Origin of the sequence: Helicobacter sp. MIT 05-5294 (assembly GCF_000765675.1) — a bacterium.
Classification (GTDB): Bacteria; Campylobacterota; Campylobacteria; order Campylobacterales; family Helicobacteraceae; genus Helicobacter_D.
In genome coordinates this window covers 70857-86690 of the sequence record NZ_JRPA02000008.1, presented here as the reverse complement: position 1 = coordinate 86690, position 15834 = coordinate 70857, and the positions used below count along the sequence as shown (strand labels likewise).

The 15834-nt window shown below is 39.0% G+C and carries 16 protein-coding genes; 11 read left to right on the top strand and 5 right to left on the bottom strand.

All coding sequences use genetic code 11. The features are described from left to right. The first annotated feature begins 169 nt into the window (after positions 1 to 169). Complete coding sequence (locus LS69_RS05610; protein ID WP_138122993.1) at positions 170 to 358, top strand: hypothetical protein; 189 nt, start codon at positions 170 to 172, stop codon at positions 356 to 358. Here LS69_RS05610 and LS69_RS05605 read toward each other — a convergent pair. Further along, positions 355 to 1563, bottom strand: coding sequence for a 2,3,4,5-tetrahydropyridine-2,6-carboxylate N-succinyltransferase (locus LS69_RS05605; protein WP_194145431.1), 1209 nt, complete (start codon positions 1561 to 1563; stop codon positions 355 to 357). The genes LS69_RS05610 and LS69_RS05605 overlap by 4 nt on opposite strands. Positions 1564 to 1748: 185 nt before the next feature. Between LS69_RS05605 and LS69_RS05600 the strand changes: the two genes are divergently transcribed. Together LS69_RS05600 and LS69_RS10415 are read left to right on the top strand one after the other, a co-directional pair. After that, the gene (locus LS69_RS05600; protein ID WP_138122989.1) at positions 1749 to 2150 is read left to right on the top strand and encodes a hypothetical protein; all 402 of its coding nucleotides are present in this window, start codon (positions 1749 to 1751) and stop codon (positions 2148 to 2150) included. A 121-nt stretch (positions 2151 to 2271) separates the two neighbouring features. Continuing rightward, entirely contained in the window at positions 2272 to 2442 is a 171-nt protein-coding gene (locus LS69_RS10415) for a hypothetical protein (RefSeq protein WP_194145430.1), read from the top strand. A gap of 144 nt (positions 2443 to 2586) precedes the next feature. Here the strand turns inward: LS69_RS10415 and LS69_RS05595 are convergent, their stop codons facing one another. Then, complete coding sequence (locus LS69_RS05595; RefSeq protein WP_138122987.1) at positions 2587 to 3801, bottom strand: NAD(P)/FAD-dependent oxidoreductase; 1215 nt, start codon at positions 3799 to 3801, stop codon at positions 2587 to 2589. 214 nt (positions 3802 to 4015) lie between these two features. Here LS69_RS05595 and LS69_RS05590 point away from each other — a divergent pair, with 214 nt between their 5' ends. The 5 genes from LS69_RS05590 to LS69_RS05570 all read left to right on the top strand — a co-directional run bounded on the left by LS69_RS05590 (position 4016) and on the right by LS69_RS05570 (position 9346). Then, on the top strand, positions 4016 to 5752 hold the full coding sequence (locus tag LS69_RS05590) for a Na/Pi symporter (RefSeq protein WP_194145435.1): 1737 nt from the start codon (positions 4016 to 4018) through the stop codon (positions 5750 to 5752). Between the two features lie 285 nt (positions 5753 to 6037). Beyond that, positions 6038 to 6391 carry a hypothetical protein gene (locus LS69_RS05585; RefSeq protein ID WP_138122983.1) on the top strand — a complete coding sequence of 118 codons (354 nt, stop codon included), beginning with the start codon at positions 6038 to 6040 and terminating at the stop codon, positions 6389 to 6391. Positions 6392 to 6394: 3 nt separating this feature from the next. Beyond that, positions 6395 to 7063 carry a response regulator transcription factor gene (locus tag LS69_RS05580; protein ID WP_138122981.1) on the top strand — a complete coding sequence of 223 codons (669 nt, stop codon included), beginning with the start codon at positions 6395 to 6397 and terminating at the stop codon, positions 7061 to 7063. A gap of 24 nt (positions 7064 to 7087) precedes the next feature. Next, positions 7088 to 8395 (top strand): histidine kinase dimerization/phospho-acceptor domain-containing protein, encoded by a 1308-nt coding sequence (locus tag LS69_RS05575; RefSeq protein ID WP_194145429.1) that lies wholly within the window; start codon positions 7088 to 7090, stop codon positions 8393 to 8395. A 3-nt stretch (positions 8396 to 8398) separates the two neighbouring features. After that, positions 8399 to 9346 carry a phosphatase gene (locus tag LS69_RS05570; protein WP_138122979.1) on the top strand — a complete coding sequence of 316 codons (948 nt, stop codon included), beginning with the start codon at positions 8399 to 8401 and terminating at the stop codon, positions 9344 to 9346. 280 nt (positions 9347 to 9626) lie between these two features. On the opposite strand, the gene LS69_RS05565 is transcribed toward LS69_RS05570, so the two are convergent. From LS69_RS05565 to LS69_RS05555, 3 genes are read right to left on the bottom strand one after another with little or no spacing between them, the layout of a single operon-like run. Beyond that, positions 9627 to 10265: a protein-L-isoaspartate(D-aspartate) O-methyltransferase gene (locus LS69_RS05565; protein WP_138122977.1), complete on the bottom strand. Its 639-nt coding sequence runs from the start codon at positions 10263 to 10265 to the stop codon at positions 9627 to 9629. After that, positions 10266 to 10994, bottom strand: a complete 729-nt coding sequence (locus LS69_RS05560) for a carbon-nitrogen hydrolase family protein (RefSeq protein ID WP_194145428.1) — start codon at positions 10992 to 10994, stop codon at positions 10266 to 10268. After that, a complete protein-coding gene (locus LS69_RS05555; protein WP_138122973.1) occupies positions 10984 to 12009 on the bottom strand; it encodes a ribonucleotide-diphosphate reductase subunit beta in 1026 nt (341 codons plus the stop codon). Before LS69_RS05555 ends, LS69_RS05560 begins: the two co-directional genes overlap by 11 nt. 113 nt (positions 12010 to 12122) lie before the next feature. Between LS69_RS05555 and LS69_RS05550 the strand changes: the two genes are divergently transcribed. The 3 genes from LS69_RS05550 to LS69_RS05540 are packed head-to-tail and all read left to right on the top strand — an operon-like array spanning position 12123 to position 15774. Continuing rightward, complete coding sequence (locus LS69_RS05550; protein ID WP_138122971.1) at positions 12123 to 14288, top strand: cation-translocating P-type ATPase; 2166 nt, start codon at positions 12123 to 12125, stop codon at positions 14286 to 14288. Beyond that, positions 14279 to 15184 (top strand): flagellar basal body P-ring formation chaperone FlgA, encoded by a 906-nt coding sequence (gene flgA / locus LS69_RS05545; protein ID WP_238699179.1) that lies wholly within the window; start codon positions 14279 to 14281, stop codon positions 15182 to 15184. The genes LS69_RS05550 and flgA overlap by 10 nt, the downstream gene beginning before the upstream one ends. Further along, a complete protein-coding gene (locus LS69_RS05540; RefSeq protein WP_138122969.1) occupies positions 15181 to 15774 on the top strand; it encodes a UbiX family flavin prenyltransferase in 594 nt (197 codons plus the stop codon). Before flgA ends, LS69_RS05540 begins: the two co-directional genes overlap by 4 nt. Positions 15775 to 15834: the final 60 nt, after the last annotated feature.

Genomic DNA, 15834 nt, shown 5'->3' with positions numbered 1-15834 from the left:
TGCTTTTAATGCACAATCTGCGTTATAGTATCGGCGTAGATTCTTGTTTTAGATAAAATCCCTCATTTTTTGTTATTGTAAGATTTTGCATTATAGAATCGCAGGTTGGCGGTCGTTTCTGTAAGAAGTCGCTAAGATTTTGCCCTTTTGTTATTGCGAGGCGCATTGCATGGCAATTTGCCACACTCGCAAATCTACAATGGCGAGATTCTATATTATAGACCGCCTCGTTATTTTGCTCATTCGTAACAACAAACAAAGTGGAATCTTCGCAGTTTCCCACAATAGCAAGGCAAGATTCTGCAACGCCAAAGCTACTTCACTTCTCGTAAATAGCAGAATCCTATGTGAAGACTAATGCAAAGCGGAGTTTAATTCAATTTTGCGATTAGAGCGGAAAGCAATCATCGCGCCACTCTTAGAATCTTGTCTGAAATGCACACCATTTTTGCCTGATAATTCGCGCCCCTTATACAACCCGCTTTCTTTGACTTCAAAGCCCGAATTAATCTCTGCGATTTTTCGTGCCTCTTCCTCGCTGATTTTAAAAATCGTTCCTGCTAAAACCGCGATTCCGCCATCTACGATACAACCATCACCCAAACTGATTCCTGTGGAGCTATTGACGCCTAAAAGGCAGTTTTTGCCAATACTAATAGGGTCTGCGTTTCCTCCGCTTAACACGCCAAGTATGCTTGCGCCTCCGCCGACATCGCTACCCTCGCCGACAACGACACTAGAGCTAATGCGCCCCTCATTCATACACGCACCCATTGCACCTGCGTTGAAATTCACATAACTTGCTCCGGGCATTTGTGTATAGCCTCCCTTGCCAAGATACGCGCCAAAGCGAGTTTTAGCGGTATCCAATAAGCGAATATTGTCATATTGTGGAATCACTTGCATTAAATAACGAGGGAATTTATCCACAAAATCAATTGCGGGAAACTCTCCGCGCATTTTGAGTGCGATTTCATTTTCTCTTAACCATTCTAGTTCAAAAGGCACATTGCCGCTCCACGCGACATTTGTAAGTAAGCCAAAGATTCCATCTAAATACAAACTTCTAAGCGGTGCTTTGCCAAGTGAAAGCGCAAGTAGCTTAAGATATGCGGATTCTACGCTTTTGCATTGCACATCTTGATAGATTGCGCAGAATCGGTAGCGAAAATCCCCATTTTCAGTATAGATTCTATCCTCTTGCAAGGCGCGTTGAAGCTCCAAAACTACCGCGACATTTTTATGTAGATTTGGATTCTCTTGGGTTTGCGCTAAAAAAGGCGTGAAAGATTCCATTGCTTTAATCACAAATTCCTCTGTGATTCCAAACACCAATTCACTCTCGCTATCTTCTAGCACTTCGCATTCCTCGCGTAAGGACTCAAAAATCGCGTAAGAACCGAAATTTTCTCCCCAATTTAGCACAGGATAAGTTGCTTGTAAAACCTTATTGCTCACCACGCCCACATCAGCATAACAAATGCCAAATCCTAAAGGCTGTTTGTAGTTAGGCGCACTTTGTAGGGATTCTACTTTGGTTTTAAATTCTTCTTTATTCATCAAAAACTCCTTAAAAATTTGCGGATTATAGCCAATTCCACATAAAATAAATTTTATTGCGATTCTGTTTTGGAATCTTCCAAAAGGATTTCAATCTAGTATTTTTACCTAAATTTTTCTCCTCCCAAAAGCATTAAAGCTTAAGGAAATAGGCTATAATTCGCCTCAAAAACAACTAAGAGGAAAAAATGCAAAAAGAAGATTGGATTTTGTTTTTGGTGTTTTTGATTGTTGGTTTGTTGTTAATTGCGCTGTTTTTTGTTTTTTTGGGAGATAGAATGTTTGGCAAAGGCAAAACAGCGCAAAATGCGCCTAAGATTCCAAATGCGCAAGAAGTTTTAACACAACTTAAGGACCAAAGCAAGGATTTGCACCAACTTGAATTTTATTCCCAATTAGCTTTTGCGCAGTATGCGCAATATATGCAGGAAGTGGAAAACTTTGATTTAGAGTTTATTGCGATTCTCACTTCGCACAAAAGCGTCAATGCCAAGTTGATTTTAGAGGTTGAAAAGCATTTCAAACAACTGAATCCCAAGCGCAAAGAACTCCTAGAAAAAGCTTTGGGAGTTGGGCTAAAGAGACGCTAGGAAGCGTTTAGAAGTTGTTGTTAAGGATTTCATTGCAGAATCCCACCACCTCGTCATTGTGAAGCCTCTGACAAAGGGCTGTGGCAATCCATAATTTAGAATCTTGCCTTTAAAGATTCCATTGCATTATTTTATTTACGATTTACATTATAGATTGCTTCGTCCTTGCGGTCCTTGCAATGACGCAGTAGGCATATTTACTCTAATCCTGCATTATAGATTTGCAAGTGTGGGTGAAATTTGTTCCACAAATTGCACACCACGATTCCGCTACCGCAGAATCTCGCAATGACGCAATAGCGCACCCTCTTGTCATTGCGCGGAGTGGAGCGACAAAGCAATTCATAATCCCAAGCTAAAGCGGATTCTAACCCTGCGATTTTTAAAACTTTAAGTAATCTAGTGCGGAATCCCTAACTTGGCTTGAAAATTTCTATTAATTGCTCGTGCGGTAGCGGAATTGCCCCTTTTTTAGCACCATATCCATACCGCCTATGCTATATAGCCATTTGTTTTCAATTGTATTTTTCATAAAAGCCGCCATTTCTCCTTTGACATTTTTATGATATACGATTCCTACACCATCGGTATGCCCGATAGAGCAGACCGTGCCACGATGATTGAATTTGAAAATTTTATCAAAGGCTTTGTTTTCTAATTTGGCACATAAAAGCTCCGCAATGTAATCCCCCATTTGTGCGGAGAGTTGCGCAGTAGGCGCGTGAATGGCATCTTTACTTGCAACCACCGCACAATCTCCCACGACATAAATATTAGGAAAATCCTCGCATTGAAGCTTAGCATTGACCTTGATACGCCCTTTTTTGTTTGGAATCTCGGAATTTTCTACAATATCACTTCCTTTAACACCCGCGCTCCAAATAATTGTATTGCCATAAATTTCTTGCGTTTGCCCTTCTTTTTCTACAATAACTTTTCCTTCTTGAATCTCTTTGATTGTCGCAGAAGAGAGAATCTCTACGCCGAGTGCTTCTAGTTTGGATTCCGCTGTTTGGACAAGATTTTCGTTAAAAACAGGCAAGATATGTTTGGAGCGTCCAATACAGGTAATCTTTGGAATCTTCCTATCAATGCCACAAATGAGGCAAAGCTCATCAAGCTGTGTGGCGAGTTCTGCGGTAAATTCAATCCCGGTAAAGCCCGTGCCACACACAATAACTTGCAAGTCTTTTGGATTTTTGGTATGCACAAATTCTTTGAATTTGTTTTCAATGTTTTTTGTGAGTTTAAGGGCTGCATTAAGAGAGGAGAGTTTATAAGTATATTGATCCACCCCGCTAATTCCGAAATTATCGGGCTTAAAGCCAAGCCCAATAATCAGATAATCATAAGAATATTCTCCCCCATTGCCAATAACTTTATTTTCTTTTGGGCAAAGTTTTTTGATTTTATCTTTGATAAACTCTACTTTTTGGGGATTGAGAATCTTACGATAATAAATACGCGCTTTTCTTGCACTTAATGTGCCGATTGCTACTTTATGTAACAGCGTAGTTTGGTAATGATAGTCGTGTTTGCTAATCAAAGTGATTTTTGCATTGCCTTGATATTGTCTTTGCAAACCTAGCGCGACTTTCAATCCACCATAACCACCGCCGATGATAAGAATCCTTTTAGTCTCTTGCTCCATTTTTCGCTCCTTTTTTGCGCTTTGAAATTTTAATCTTAGAATATTATTGTTAATAGAATCCTAAAAGGTTAAAAATTATTTTATTTTTTAAGAAATATATGAAGTTTGATTTGCGGAATCCAAAATTTAGCTATAATTAGCCTCTTAATTTTACAAAAAGGGATAGAGGTTGCAAAATATTAAACGATATTCTTTGATTGTTATCATCATTTTAATGTTGTATTTCTTGGTGGTGTTTCCTGAAGTGGCGCAAATCCTAGCTGGAGTTGCGATTTTGTTGATTGGTATGATGAATCTAAGTTCTGGATTCAAGTCATTTAGCGGAGGGCTTTTAGAAAAGATTTTGACAAAATCTACCGACACACGCTTAAAAAGTATTGTATTTGGTGTTATTACGACAATGTTAATGCAGTCTTCAACGCTTGTTTCTGTTATTTCTATTTCTTTCCTCTCTGCGAGTCTGATTACTCTCGCACAAGGAATCGGAATTATTTTCGGGGCAAACTTAGGCAATAGTGCGGGTTCTTGGTTGATTGTGGGATTGACAAGTATTAATATTTCTATCTTGGCGATTCCGCTTATTGTTTGCGGAACGGTGTTGAATTTCCAAAAAGACAAAGTTTTCAAAGGAATTGGATTAATCTTTGTTGGGCTTGGATTCTTCTTTTTAGGCGTGGATTATATTAAGAGCGGTTTTGAATCCTACAAAGAAATTATGGACCTCTCACGATTCAATTTTGATGGATTTAAAGGCGTGATTATCTTCGTGGGACTTGGTGCTTTGATGACGGGAATCGTGCAAAGTAGTCATGCGACTTTGGCGATTATTATCTCTGCGTTAGTGAGCGGACAAATTGGCTTTGAAAATGCTTTGGCTGCGACACTTGGAACAAGTGTTGGTGGGGTTGTAACCGCAGTTGTGGCAAGTTTGAGCGCGAACATTGAGGGGAAAAAACTCGCGATTGCGAATTGTATTTTTAACTTTAGTATTGCGATTATTGTGATTATTCTTTTCCCGTATTTTGTCCATTTGGTGAATATCACAGCGGATTTTTTAGGACTTGCTCCAGGAAATATCGCGCTTAAAACCGCGCTTTTCCATACTTTGTTTAACCTTGTGGGTGTGATTTTGATTTCTTTGTTTATCAAACAAATCGTGTTTTTCTTGGATAAAACTATCAAAGCTCCGCGCGATAGAGATATGGACGCGCCTTTGTATTTGGATAGCAACTTGATAGAATATTCTGATACGGCGATTGAAGCTTTGCAAAAAGAATCCTTGCACCTTTATAATAATGCGTATGCACTCATTGCCCATACGATTGGATTTAACCGCAGCGATATTCGTGGAAAAGAAAGCTTTGATACGATTGTGAAAACAAAAAAATGGTTTAGTGGAAATGTGGATTTGGATTATCTTTATAAGCGCAAAATCAAGGTTTTATTTGACGCGATTATGGAGTTTTCTACCAAAGTGCAAAAATATGTAGAAGATGAAGATAAAAACCAGCGCATTTATTCTTTTAAGGTTGCAGCACGCAATATCACAGAAGCGACAAAAAACTTGAAACTAATCCAAACTAATATGAAAATCTACTCTGTCTCTTCCAATCCTTATCTTGCAGAGCAATACAACGCAATGCGTAAAGATTTGGGGGAATTGTTGCGCAGTATTGAGGAATTAAAGCTAATGAAAGATGAAAGTGCCTATGTGATACTAAAGCAAATTAAAGTTGCTAAAGATATGCCAAAAGAGTTTGATGAACATATTATGCGTGATGTTGAAAAGCTGATTGCAGAAGAAAAAATCAGTGCGGCAAATGCAACTTCAATCCTAAATGATAGCTCCTTTATGGCAGATATTGCGGTGAATCTTATGGAAGCGGTGGAAGTGATTTTTACCAAAGAAGAATGGCTTAATGCCCAAGAGACAGAGGAACAAGAAGCGTAGAATCTCTCGTGATTCTTAAAATGTTTCAAGATTCCTTGATTGCCTTTTTGTGAGGTTGTTTTGAACCTCACAATCAAAGATTCTACAACGAAAAATTTACAATAAAATCTTGCTAAATTTTACACAATCAATCTTCCCAAACGCTTCGCGCAATGCAATCTTGCTTAAAATTAAGATTCCATTATGAGATTCCATAGGCTTTTAGATTAGAAAAAGCAGAAATTATTTAAGTGTAGCTTTATTGTGGGGCTTTTATAATTTTATATTCTAAATTTTGGGATATAAATGCGAGTTTTGATTCTTTTTTGTTTCGTCTTTTGTATGCAGTTGTGGAGTAATGACCTTGAAAATACCCTAAAAACGCTGAATTTGCCGATTGCAACGCAAGAAGCATTGAAAAGCGCAATGGCAGAATACTACACAGAAAAATTAATCTACCAACAAAATAGTGATCGCATTCGTAATCGTCTTTTGCAGGATTTAAAAAACGATGTGAAAGTGGATTTGGGAGAATACGAACAAGCATTCAAAGAAGTTAGCGAGGAATATATCCAAGCTAGAATCGCATTTTATTGTGCGGTAGCGAAGATTTTGGATAAAACAAGTATGAATGAACTTTTAGAAAAAATCTTGGAGTAATAAATGTATAAGATTTTAATAGTAGAAGATGATTTAGAAATGCAAAAATTATTAGTGGATTATCTGCATAAAAGCGGTATGGAAGTTTTGGCGACAGATAGCCCTAATACGGCGTTGGATTGGGTGAAAAGAAAAGGCGGATTCCATTTGGCGGTGTTAGATATTATGTTGCCTGAAATGGACGGCTTAGAATTATGCCAAAAGCTACGCCAAATCAGCGATATTCCAATTATTATGTCATCTGCAAGAGCGGATATTAGTAGCAAGATTCTAGGTTTTGAGCGAGGCGCAGATGATTATTTAGCAAAATCCTATGAACCCATTGAATTAGTCGCGCGGATTCATGCTTTGCTTAAACGCTATTCGCAAAATCAAAGTGTGAAATATGGAGATTTAGAAGTGGATATAAGTAAGCGCAAAGTGAATGTTTCAGGCTATAATGTGGAGCTTACACCCGCCGAATTTGAGATTTTAAGCTTGTTGATTACACACAAAGGCAAACCTTATTCGCGCGAATCCCTTGCACTCGCTATTTCTAGCATTTCTCCCGATTCTTCTTCGCGCAGTATTGATACGCATATTCGGAATCTGCGAATGAAATTAGGCGATGATGCCAAAATGCCAAAATATATCCAATCAGTTTGGGGGATTGGATATAAGTTTTGCGATTAAGAATCTTTTAAGTGGCAGATTGCAGTGAGTAAATTTAGGATTCCAAATCTCATTCCTCCTCTTTTTGTGCAAATTTATGTTCTGTTTATTGCTTCTGTTTGCATTAGTGGCGTGATTGTTTATTTCGCCAATGTAAATAATCTAAAGAAAAACGAACAGGCGATTTTGTCCAAAACGACTTTTCTAGCACAGCAATCCTTGCTAGAATTTATCAGTGGCAACACGAAACATTTGCAAGAAATGGTAGAAAATAATCATTATGAAATCGTGCGCCAAATGCCAAAAGACGCGGTGATTTTGCTAGAAGATAAAGAATCTTTTACAAAGGTTAAAATCTTTAGATTCCAAAGCTATTATGGATTCTGTTTAGAATACTTGGGAATGAATTTTGTTGCTTTTAAAGACTACGAATCCGAATTGTTTTTAGGCGATGGCTTAAATGTGTGGATATTTTTGGATTTTTTAATCCAGCTTTTGACTTTTTCCATCATTCTAGCACTTTTGCACCCTTTGAAGGTTTTGCAAAATGCCTTGCAAGAGTTCGCCAAAGGAAATTATAAAATCAAGATTCCTGTGCCAAAAGAACCGCAACAAGCAAGGTTGGCGTGGAGTTTTAACACGATGAGTGCGAAGATTTCTAAGCTAATGATGACGCGGGAATTTGTGCTAAGAAACATCGGACACGAGTTGAAAACTCCGATTTCTAAGGCAAAACTTGCTTTGGAAATGATGCCAGAAAATCCACAAAAAGAGCTTGTAATGCGGTGTGTGGGTAATCTTGATAGTCTTACAAGTCAGATTCTAACCTTTGAGAAGATTCAAGAGGGCGGAGATTTGCTTGTTTGGCGTGAATTTGAAGTGGAAACTTTGGTTTTGGAGACTTTGCAACACTTGTTTTTGGAGCAAGAGGAGCTAGAAATTGAGATTTTAGAAAATTTTAGAATCCGCGGGGATTTGCAGTTTTTATCTATTGCATTGAAGAATCTTATCGAAAATGCGAAAAAATACAAAAGTGGTGGCAAAATCACCATGAGTGCAACCCAAGAAACAAGCCTTGAAAATACTATCGTGTTGGGCTTGGAATCTCAAAAAGATGAAGTTTTTTGCTTGAATATTTGCAATGTTGGGAATGCTTTAAAACAGCCGATTTCGTATTATCTTGAACCTTTTTCTCGCGAAGATACCCATGCGCTGATTCAAGGTTATGGGCTTGGACTTGGAATTGTGAAAGGAATCTTGGAATTGCATCATTTGGGATTTGGCTATTTGTATCAGCCAAAAGCGGAATCGCAAGGCATACATTGTTTTAAAATCATCTTTCCAAAGGAATAAAATATGGAAATTATAGGAATTGATCTAGGTAGCAATTCTCTGCGCGGGGTGAGAATGAGAGCAATAGAAGCAGAATCGCACAATGATTTTATTGTGGTTGGCGAATACGATACGACCGTGCGCACAGCAGAGGGATTAGAGAGGAGTGGAGAGATTTGCCAAAGTGCGAAAGAAAGGGTGATTGCAGGTTTATTGGAATTAAAACAAGCACTCCATATCACGCCTCAAGACAAAGTGGTTGCATTGACAACACAGGCAATGCGCAAGGCGCGGAATCGTGAAGAAGTTTTGCAAGAGATTTGGGATTTTACACAGATTCGTTTTTTGGTGATTTCAGGGGCTAAAGAAGCCGAAATTACTTCACTTGCGCCTAAGATTGCAGCGAAAAAGATTGCTAGAGAGAATCCCAAATACAAACAAGATTGCTTTTTGCTTATAGATATGGGAGGGGCAAGTAGCGAATTTATCGTGTGTAATAGCGATAAGGATTTGGCAAAAAGCTTTGAGATTGGAATCGTCAGTGCCAAAGATCGCTACAAAAGCGTAGAGAATCTACTCGTGCACAAAGAGGAGTTTTTGCAACCTATGGTGGATTTCATTCAAGAATGCGCCAAACAAGGCAAAAAGCCACAATTTATGATGGCAAATAGCGGCACTCCGACAATGGTATGTGCGTTCAAAATGGGGCTGCGTGAATACGATGCAAAAGCGATTTTTGGCACAGAATTAACAAGAGAGGATTTCCAAGTAGAATTAGCGAAGTTTTTGGAGCTTTCAAAGGAATCACAAATCGGTCTTGTAGGAATGTTTAAAGCCGATGTTGTGCCATTTGGAATCGCATTATTTACTTGTTTTATGGAGGCTTTGGGATTTGGCGAATGTTTGGTGGTAGATGAGGGGTTGCGTGAGGGAGCTGTGATTGCCCATACGCTCGGACTTTTGGAATCTTAAAAAAACAATCCATGAGAATTTGTAACATTAGAGATGGAATTTCGCCATTGTAGAATCCTCTTTTGTTTGAAGCTATAATTGCCACGAATTGTGTTGCAATTCTCACAATGAAGCAAAGGCGGGATTCTGTATTGTAGGCTTGTGCGAGTCATTGCTAATGCAATGACTCGCTTTGCCCTGCAATGATAGTGGAGGATTAAAATAGATGGCAGAATCTAAAGCTTATAAATGACACAAGGTGTGCGAAATAACGAGTGAAATCCGCCAAAATCCGCACAGCTTAAGATTCTTTGTCTAGTCCATTTAATACAGGGACAAAAGCGCATTGTTCTAACTCTTGTTTCTCTCTTAGGATTCCATCGCATTTGATAAAACGCGTGATGATTTGCGCATTGCCCCTTTCGATTGGAGCGACAAGGATTCCACCCTCACTTAGTTGTGCAATAAGGCTTTGTGGAATCTCTTGAATGGACGCGGAGAAAAGAATCCTATCATAAGGAGCGTAAGCATTCCAGCCATTTTGTCCATCATCAAGTTTGGTGTTGATATTGGAAAAGTTGCATAGCTTAATTCTTGTTCTTGCTTCGTTTAAGAGTTTTTCAATGCGTTCAATGCTAAAAACACGACGAATCAATCGGCTTAGAATCGCAGCTTGATAACCGCTTCCACAGCCGATTTCTAACACAGAATCCGCGCCCTCACATTGCAGATATTCTGTCATTTTTGCCACGGTTAGAGGAGAGCTAATCCATTGATTTGCCCCCATAGGAAGCGCATCAAGCGTGTAAGCAAAATGCGCAAAGCCATTAGGCACGAAAATTTCACGATTTACACTTAAAAAAGCTTTTTCAACCGAAGGGCTAATTTTGAATCGCTTAGAGATTTCAAGCACCATATTCGCAGTTTTTAGAGATTGCATTTATTTTTTAAGCCCAATATCAATAAATTTGCGTGTTTGTGTGATTTCGTTAAAATCTGCGCATAAGCTAATCACTTCTTGTTCGTCGTCTTTGGTCGCATAGCCAAATGGAGAAATAATCGCGCTTCCTTTAGCGCAAGTATCGTTTGCGCCACTACTTGCAATCACAAAGCTTTGGGTGGTGATAGCAAGGGCTTTGGCGAGGGTTTCAAAGTTGTCTTTGCGCTCTTTTCCCCATTGTGCAGGGACAAAAATCAAATCACAACCCTTGACGCGTTGCCACAATTCAATAAAGCGCAATTCAAAACAATTGATTGCGCCGCAGAGAATCCCATCAATCTCAAATGGAGCGATTTCGGCAATATCGCCGCTTTGGAAATGCAAATGCTCGTTTCCTAATGGAAAAAGCTTGTGTTTGCTTTGTTTGTGTAGCAATTCGCCTCTGTGAAACACTTTTAGGTTGTTGAAAAATCCATTGCGATATTTTTCAATCATTGTAAGGACAATCGTTCTATCGCTAGAGAGGCGCAGTAGCGATTCTGTTGCGACTTTGGAAAACTCTGCGGCTTCGTCCATTCTCTGATAGCAGAAGTTTGTAAGGCAAACTTCGGGTGCTAAAATGATAGAATCCCCCTCGCAATTTAGAATCAGATTCTTTAGATTTGCGAGATTTTCTTCAAAATTTTGCTTTGTCTTAATCTGTAATGAATAAAGTTGTCTAGAAATCATCAAAATTTATACTCCCTTTTGCGTAATTACCAACATTTCCTTCAAAGAAATTTGTTTTGTGCTGATTTAGCGAACTAAAAGAATCTACCCATTTGATAGGATTCTTAGCATTAAAAAGCGGTGGCAATCCCACACGCTTTAGCCTATCATCAGCAAGATAGCGGATATATTCGTGAATAATCTCGCTTGTAAGCCCTAGAATCTGCCCTTGTGTGATATAATCTCCCCACGCGGATTCTACCTTAACCGCTTCTCTAAACATTTCTATGACTTCTTCAAGTAAGTCTTTGGTAAAGAGATGAGGCATTTCTTTTTTGAGTGAATTAATCATATTTTGGAACAATAACAAATGGGTTACTTCATCGCGTTGGATAAAGCGAATCATTTGCGCACTTGCTAACATTTTACCGCTTCTTGCAAGAGTGTAAAAAAAGGTAAAGCCACTATAAAAATAAATCCCCTCTAAGATTTGGTTGGCAAACATTGCTTTAAGCAAAGTAGGTTCATCGGGATTGATAGCCAGTGCCTCATAGACATTAGCAATATAGTCGTTTTTTGATTTTAGTCGGCTATCTTTGCGCCACATTTCATAGATTTCATCTGTGTTTGCAGAAATGGATTCTACCATTACCGCATAACTTTGAGAATGCAAAGCTTCTTCAAAGGCTTGACGCACTAAGATGAGGTTGATTTCAGGGCTTGTAATGTAAGGATTCACATTATCAATGAGGTTATTTGTCTGCAACGAATCCATAAAAATAAGCTGCGCTAATGCGCGATCATAACCGAGCTTTTCTTGTGGAGTTAAGCCATCAGCATAGTCGCGTTTGTCTTGGGTCATATTGACTTCTTCAGGAAACCAAGAGTTTGCTAACATCACTTTCCAAAGATTATAAGCCCATTGGTATTTGATTTTGTTAAGCTCAAAAATGCTTGTGGGATTCCCACCGAAAATTTTGCGTTCATTGACGCTTTCTTGTGAGTTAGGATTGTAGATTTTTTTGCGATTTACCATAAAAATTGCCTTAAGAAAACTAAAAATTATAAGCGTAAAATAAAAAAAAAATTATAAAATTTTAAAGCTTTAAATCTTATCAATTATTAAAAACAATCCTAAAGGTTTAAGAAATGCAAATGGTTAAATTAAACATTAGTGGAATGCACTGCAGTGCTTGTTCTGCCACGATTGAGCATAATTTACAAAAGATTCCAAGTATTAAAAATATCAAGATTAATTCCATTAGCGGACGCGCAAAAATTGCGTATGAAGAAACGCAAATTTCTTCCGCCCAAATTATGGAAAAAATCACTTCTTATGGTTTTCCTGTTTCTCTTGATGATTCCAAAGCATTAGAGATTGCTTATATTCAAGGATTAAAGCGGCGATTGTGGGTTGCGATTCCTTTGTTTTTGGTGATTTTTTCACTGCATATGTTAGGTGTGCATAGTCATTGGAGTGCGATTGTGCAACTCATACTTGCAAGTGTGGTGCAATTTTATTGCGGGTTGCCTTTTTATCAGGGTGCAAAGAGTTTTTTTAAGACAAAGTCCGCAGATATGAATGTGCTAATTGCGCTTGGCACGAGCGTGGCTTATTTGTATTCTCTGTATCTTTTTGCAAGTGGGGAGAGTGGGTTTTATTTTGAAGGAAGTAGCGCGGTGATTTGCTTTGTGCTAGTTGGAGAATATCTCAAATCTAGTGCGAAAAAACGCGCAAGTGATGAGCTAGAGCTTCTTGCCAAACTTCTCCCCGCACAAGCAAGATTGATTGAAAAAAATGTAGAATCCCAATCCTATCAGGATTCCAAAAACACAAAATGGGTTGCTATTGATAAAATCCAAAAAGGCGATAAATGCTTGGTGATTGGCGGTGAGAAGATTCCGCTTGATGGTGTGATTCTCTCCGGTAGTGCGGAAGTGAGCAGTGCGCATATTAATGGAGAAGAATTACCCAAAGCTTTAAGTATTGGAGCGGAAGTGGTTGGCGGAAGTTTGGTGCTAAATGGCGAAATTGTGATTGAAGCAAGTAAGGATTCTAACGAATTTTTTGTTTATGAAATGCTAGATTTGTTAGAGCTTTCACAATCCCAAAAGCCGCCCATTGGTGCATTGGCAGACAAAATCGCAAGTGTGTTTGTGCCAAGCGTGGTTTTGCTTAGTTGTGCGAGTTTTGCTTTTTGGTGGATTTGGAGTTCTAATTTAGCTTTTGCGCTAAGCATTGCGGCGTGTGTGTTGGTGATTTCTTGTCCTTGCGCACTTGGTCTTGCTGTGCCTTTGGCAATTGTGTGTGCAAGTATGCGCGCGAAAAAATCCGAAATCTTGATTAAAACGCCCGATATTTATGAAAAAGCAAAGCAGATTCAAACGATTGTTTTTGACAAAACAGGCACACTGACTAAAGGCGAGATTCTCGTCCAAGATTTTAAGAATCTCTCCCAAGAATCGCAGGATTTTATTTTGGGGCTTAGCTACGCTATGCAAACAAACAATCCTCACCCAATCTCTAAAGCGATTTTGGAGTTTGCCAAAGATTCCACACCGCTTACCTTAGAATCCAAAACTTATCAGATTGGTAAAGGAATGGAGGCGAGATTTGAAAAACAAAACTATTTTTTGGGTGCGCTAGAATGGGTAGAATCTCTAAGTGGCGCGAATCTTCAAGGAATCCAGCGTGAAAATTGTGTTGCACTTGGAAATGAGCAGGAGGTTTTGGCGTTGTTTTATTTGCAAGATTCTATCAAAGAACACGCGAAAGCTACCATTGACGCATTAAAGGCGCGTGGAATCCAATCCGTGATTTTAAGCGGAGATAATCAAGCAAGTGTGGCGAAAGTCGCACAAACTCTTGGAGTAGAGCAATTCTTCGCGGGTGTTAATCCCGAACAAAAGGCGGATAAAATCGCACAACTCGCCCAAAATGGCGCAGTTTGTTTTGTGGGAGATGGCATTAATGACGCGTTGGCATTCAAAAATGCGAGTTTTGGAATCTCTTTTGCACAGGCGACAGAGTTAGCGCAAGAAGTGGGCGATGTTTTGTTGTTAAAAGAAGATTTATGGGGAATCGTAGAAGTTTTTGATATTGCTAATGCGACTTTGAAAAATATTCGCCAAAATTTATTTTTTGCCTATATTTATAATATTGTGTTGATTCCAATCGCCGCAGGTGTGCTTTATCCATTTTTTGGAATCGCATTGCAACCCGCTTTTGCAGGGGCGGCAATGGCATTAAGCTCACTAAGTGTTGTGAGCAATGCACTTAGAATCTCGCGTTTAAGGCTTTCAAGTTGCGATTAGGATTGATGATTTTATTGTTTTGCGCCTCCTTTGCTCACGCGCTTAACTTTTTGGTTTTAGAAGAAGAATATCGTTTCAAAAATCATACAATTTATGCGAAAGATTTGTTTCCAGAGTTGGAGAATGATTTTTTGCTTTTTGAGATTCCAAAGAGTGCGAATAATTACCAAATAAAAACTTCTCAAATGGTAGAAAAGTTTGAAAACGAGGGAATCTCTGTGGGTTCAAAAGCACCTATTATTACTTTCAAACGCGCTATTGGTGGGGAGATTGATGGGATTTCTAAATACATCACGGCTGAATTTCTACGCGAATATCAACCCTATAATATTCAAATCAATGCGGTGCATTTGGAGCAGATTACACCGGTAGATTTTAATGAAGAAGCAATTGCTTCTATTGATTTTCACCCCAAATTACTTAAGCGCAATGAGGGAAGCTTTGACATTGTCGTGCGGGAAAAAAATGGAGACAAACTAAGGAATCGCAAAGTTTATTTTAAATATTCCATTGATGCGTCCTTGCAAGTGGTTAAAACAAGTGAAGCTATTAGCGGAAGACAAAGCATTGGCTATCACAATGCGCGTGTGGTTCGGATTCCTTTTGGGAAGATTGGTAGCCCTTTGATGAAAGAAAACGAAATGGGCAAGGTTGCGGTGCGTTCTTATACTCCAAAAGATATTGTGGTTACACACGATCGTTTGATTCTAAAACGCGTGGTTAGAAAAGGAGATAAAATCTCTGTAAGCGTGAAAGAGGAGGGTGTGTTGTTGGAGTTTGTGCTAGAAGCGCAAAAAGATGGCGCAGTAGGAGATGTGATTAAAGCGCGTGCATTGCAAGGCAAAAAAACTTATGCAGTTGAGATTTTAGAATCCGGAAGAGGGCGTTTGCTATGAAACGCTTAATTATTGGGATTAGCGGTGCGAGTGGGGTAGAGCTTGGCTTGAAGTTTTTGCATTTTTTGCCGCAAGAGTTAGAGAAATATTGTGTGCTAACTCTAGGCGCAAAACGCGCAATCGCAGCAGAAAATCACGCATCACACCAAAGCCAAAATCTGCAAGATTTAATGCGGGATTTACAAGAGATTCCTAATCTCACTTTACTAGAGGATACGGATTTGGGCGCGAATATCGCGAGTGGTTCTTTTGTGTGTGAAGCGATGGCAGTGATTCCTTGTTCGCAAAATACTTTGGCGAAAATTTCTTGCGGGATTTGCGATACTTTGCTAACTCGCGCTGCAAGTGTGATGATAAAAGAGAATCGCAAACTGCTCCTTGCGCCGCGTGAAATGCCTTTAAGTGCGATTGTGTTAGAAAATATGCTGAAACTCTCTCGGCTTGGAGTTACGATTGCTCCGCCGATTTTTGGCTACTATGCAGGGAAATCTTTAGAAGAGTTGGAGAGATTCTTGATTGGCAAATGGTGCGATAGTTTGCAGATTCCATATGATTATCCACGCTGGAGCCAAAAAGCAAGACTCCATTAAAGACTTAGAAATATTGCGTTTAAGGATTGTAAATTTTGCAATGGAATCTTTAAACGCAAA

What these genes read in the sequence shown, in the direction of transcription:
- LS69_RS05610 (WP_138122993.1), top strand. Translation starts at nt 170, where the DNA reads ATGGCAATTTGCCACACTCGCAAATCTACAATGGCGAGATTCTATATT.
- LS69_RS05600 (WP_138122989.1), top strand. Translation starts at nt 1,749, where the DNA reads ATGCAAAAAGAAGATTGGATTTTGTTTTTGGTGTTTTTGATTGTTGGT.
- LS69_RS05595 (WP_138122987.1), bottom strand. Translation starts at nt 3,801, where the DNA reads ATGGAGCAAGAGACTAAAAGGATTCTTATCATCGGCGGTGGTTATGGT.
- LS69_RS05590 (WP_194145435.1), top strand. Translation starts at nt 4,016, where the DNA reads ATGTTGTATTTCTTGGTGGTGTTTCCTGAAGTGGCGCAAATCCTAGCT.
- LS69_RS05585 (WP_138122983.1), top strand. Translation starts at nt 6,038, where the DNA reads ATGCGAGTTTTGATTCTTTTTTGTTTCGTCTTTTGTATGCAGTTGTGG.
- LS69_RS05580 (WP_138122981.1), top strand. Translation starts at nt 6,395, where the DNA reads ATGTATAAGATTTTAATAGTAGAAGATGATTTAGAAATGCAAAAATTA.
- LS69_RS05570 (WP_138122979.1), top strand. Translation starts at nt 8,399, where the DNA reads ATGGAAATTATAGGAATTGATCTAGGTAGCAATTCTCTGCGCGGGGTG.
- LS69_RS05565 (WP_138122977.1), bottom strand. Translation starts at nt 10,265, where the DNA reads ATGCAATCTCTAAAAACTGCGAATATGGTGCTTGAAATCTCTAAGCGA.
- LS69_RS05560 (WP_194145428.1), bottom strand. Translation starts at nt 10,994, where the DNA reads ATGATTTCTAGACAACTTTATTCATTACAGATTAAGACAAAGCAAAAT.
- LS69_RS05555 (WP_138122973.1), bottom strand. Translation starts at nt 12,009, where the DNA reads ATGGTAAATCGCAAAAAAATCTACAATCCTAACTCACAAGAAAGCGTC.
- LS69_RS05550 (WP_138122971.1), top strand. Translation starts at nt 12,123, where the DNA reads ATGCAAATGGTTAAATTAAACATTAGTGGAATGCACTGCAGTGCTTGT.
- LS69_RS05540 (WP_138122969.1), top strand. Translation starts at nt 15,181, where the DNA reads ATGAAACGCTTAATTATTGGGATTAGCGGTGCGAGTGGGGTAGAGCTT.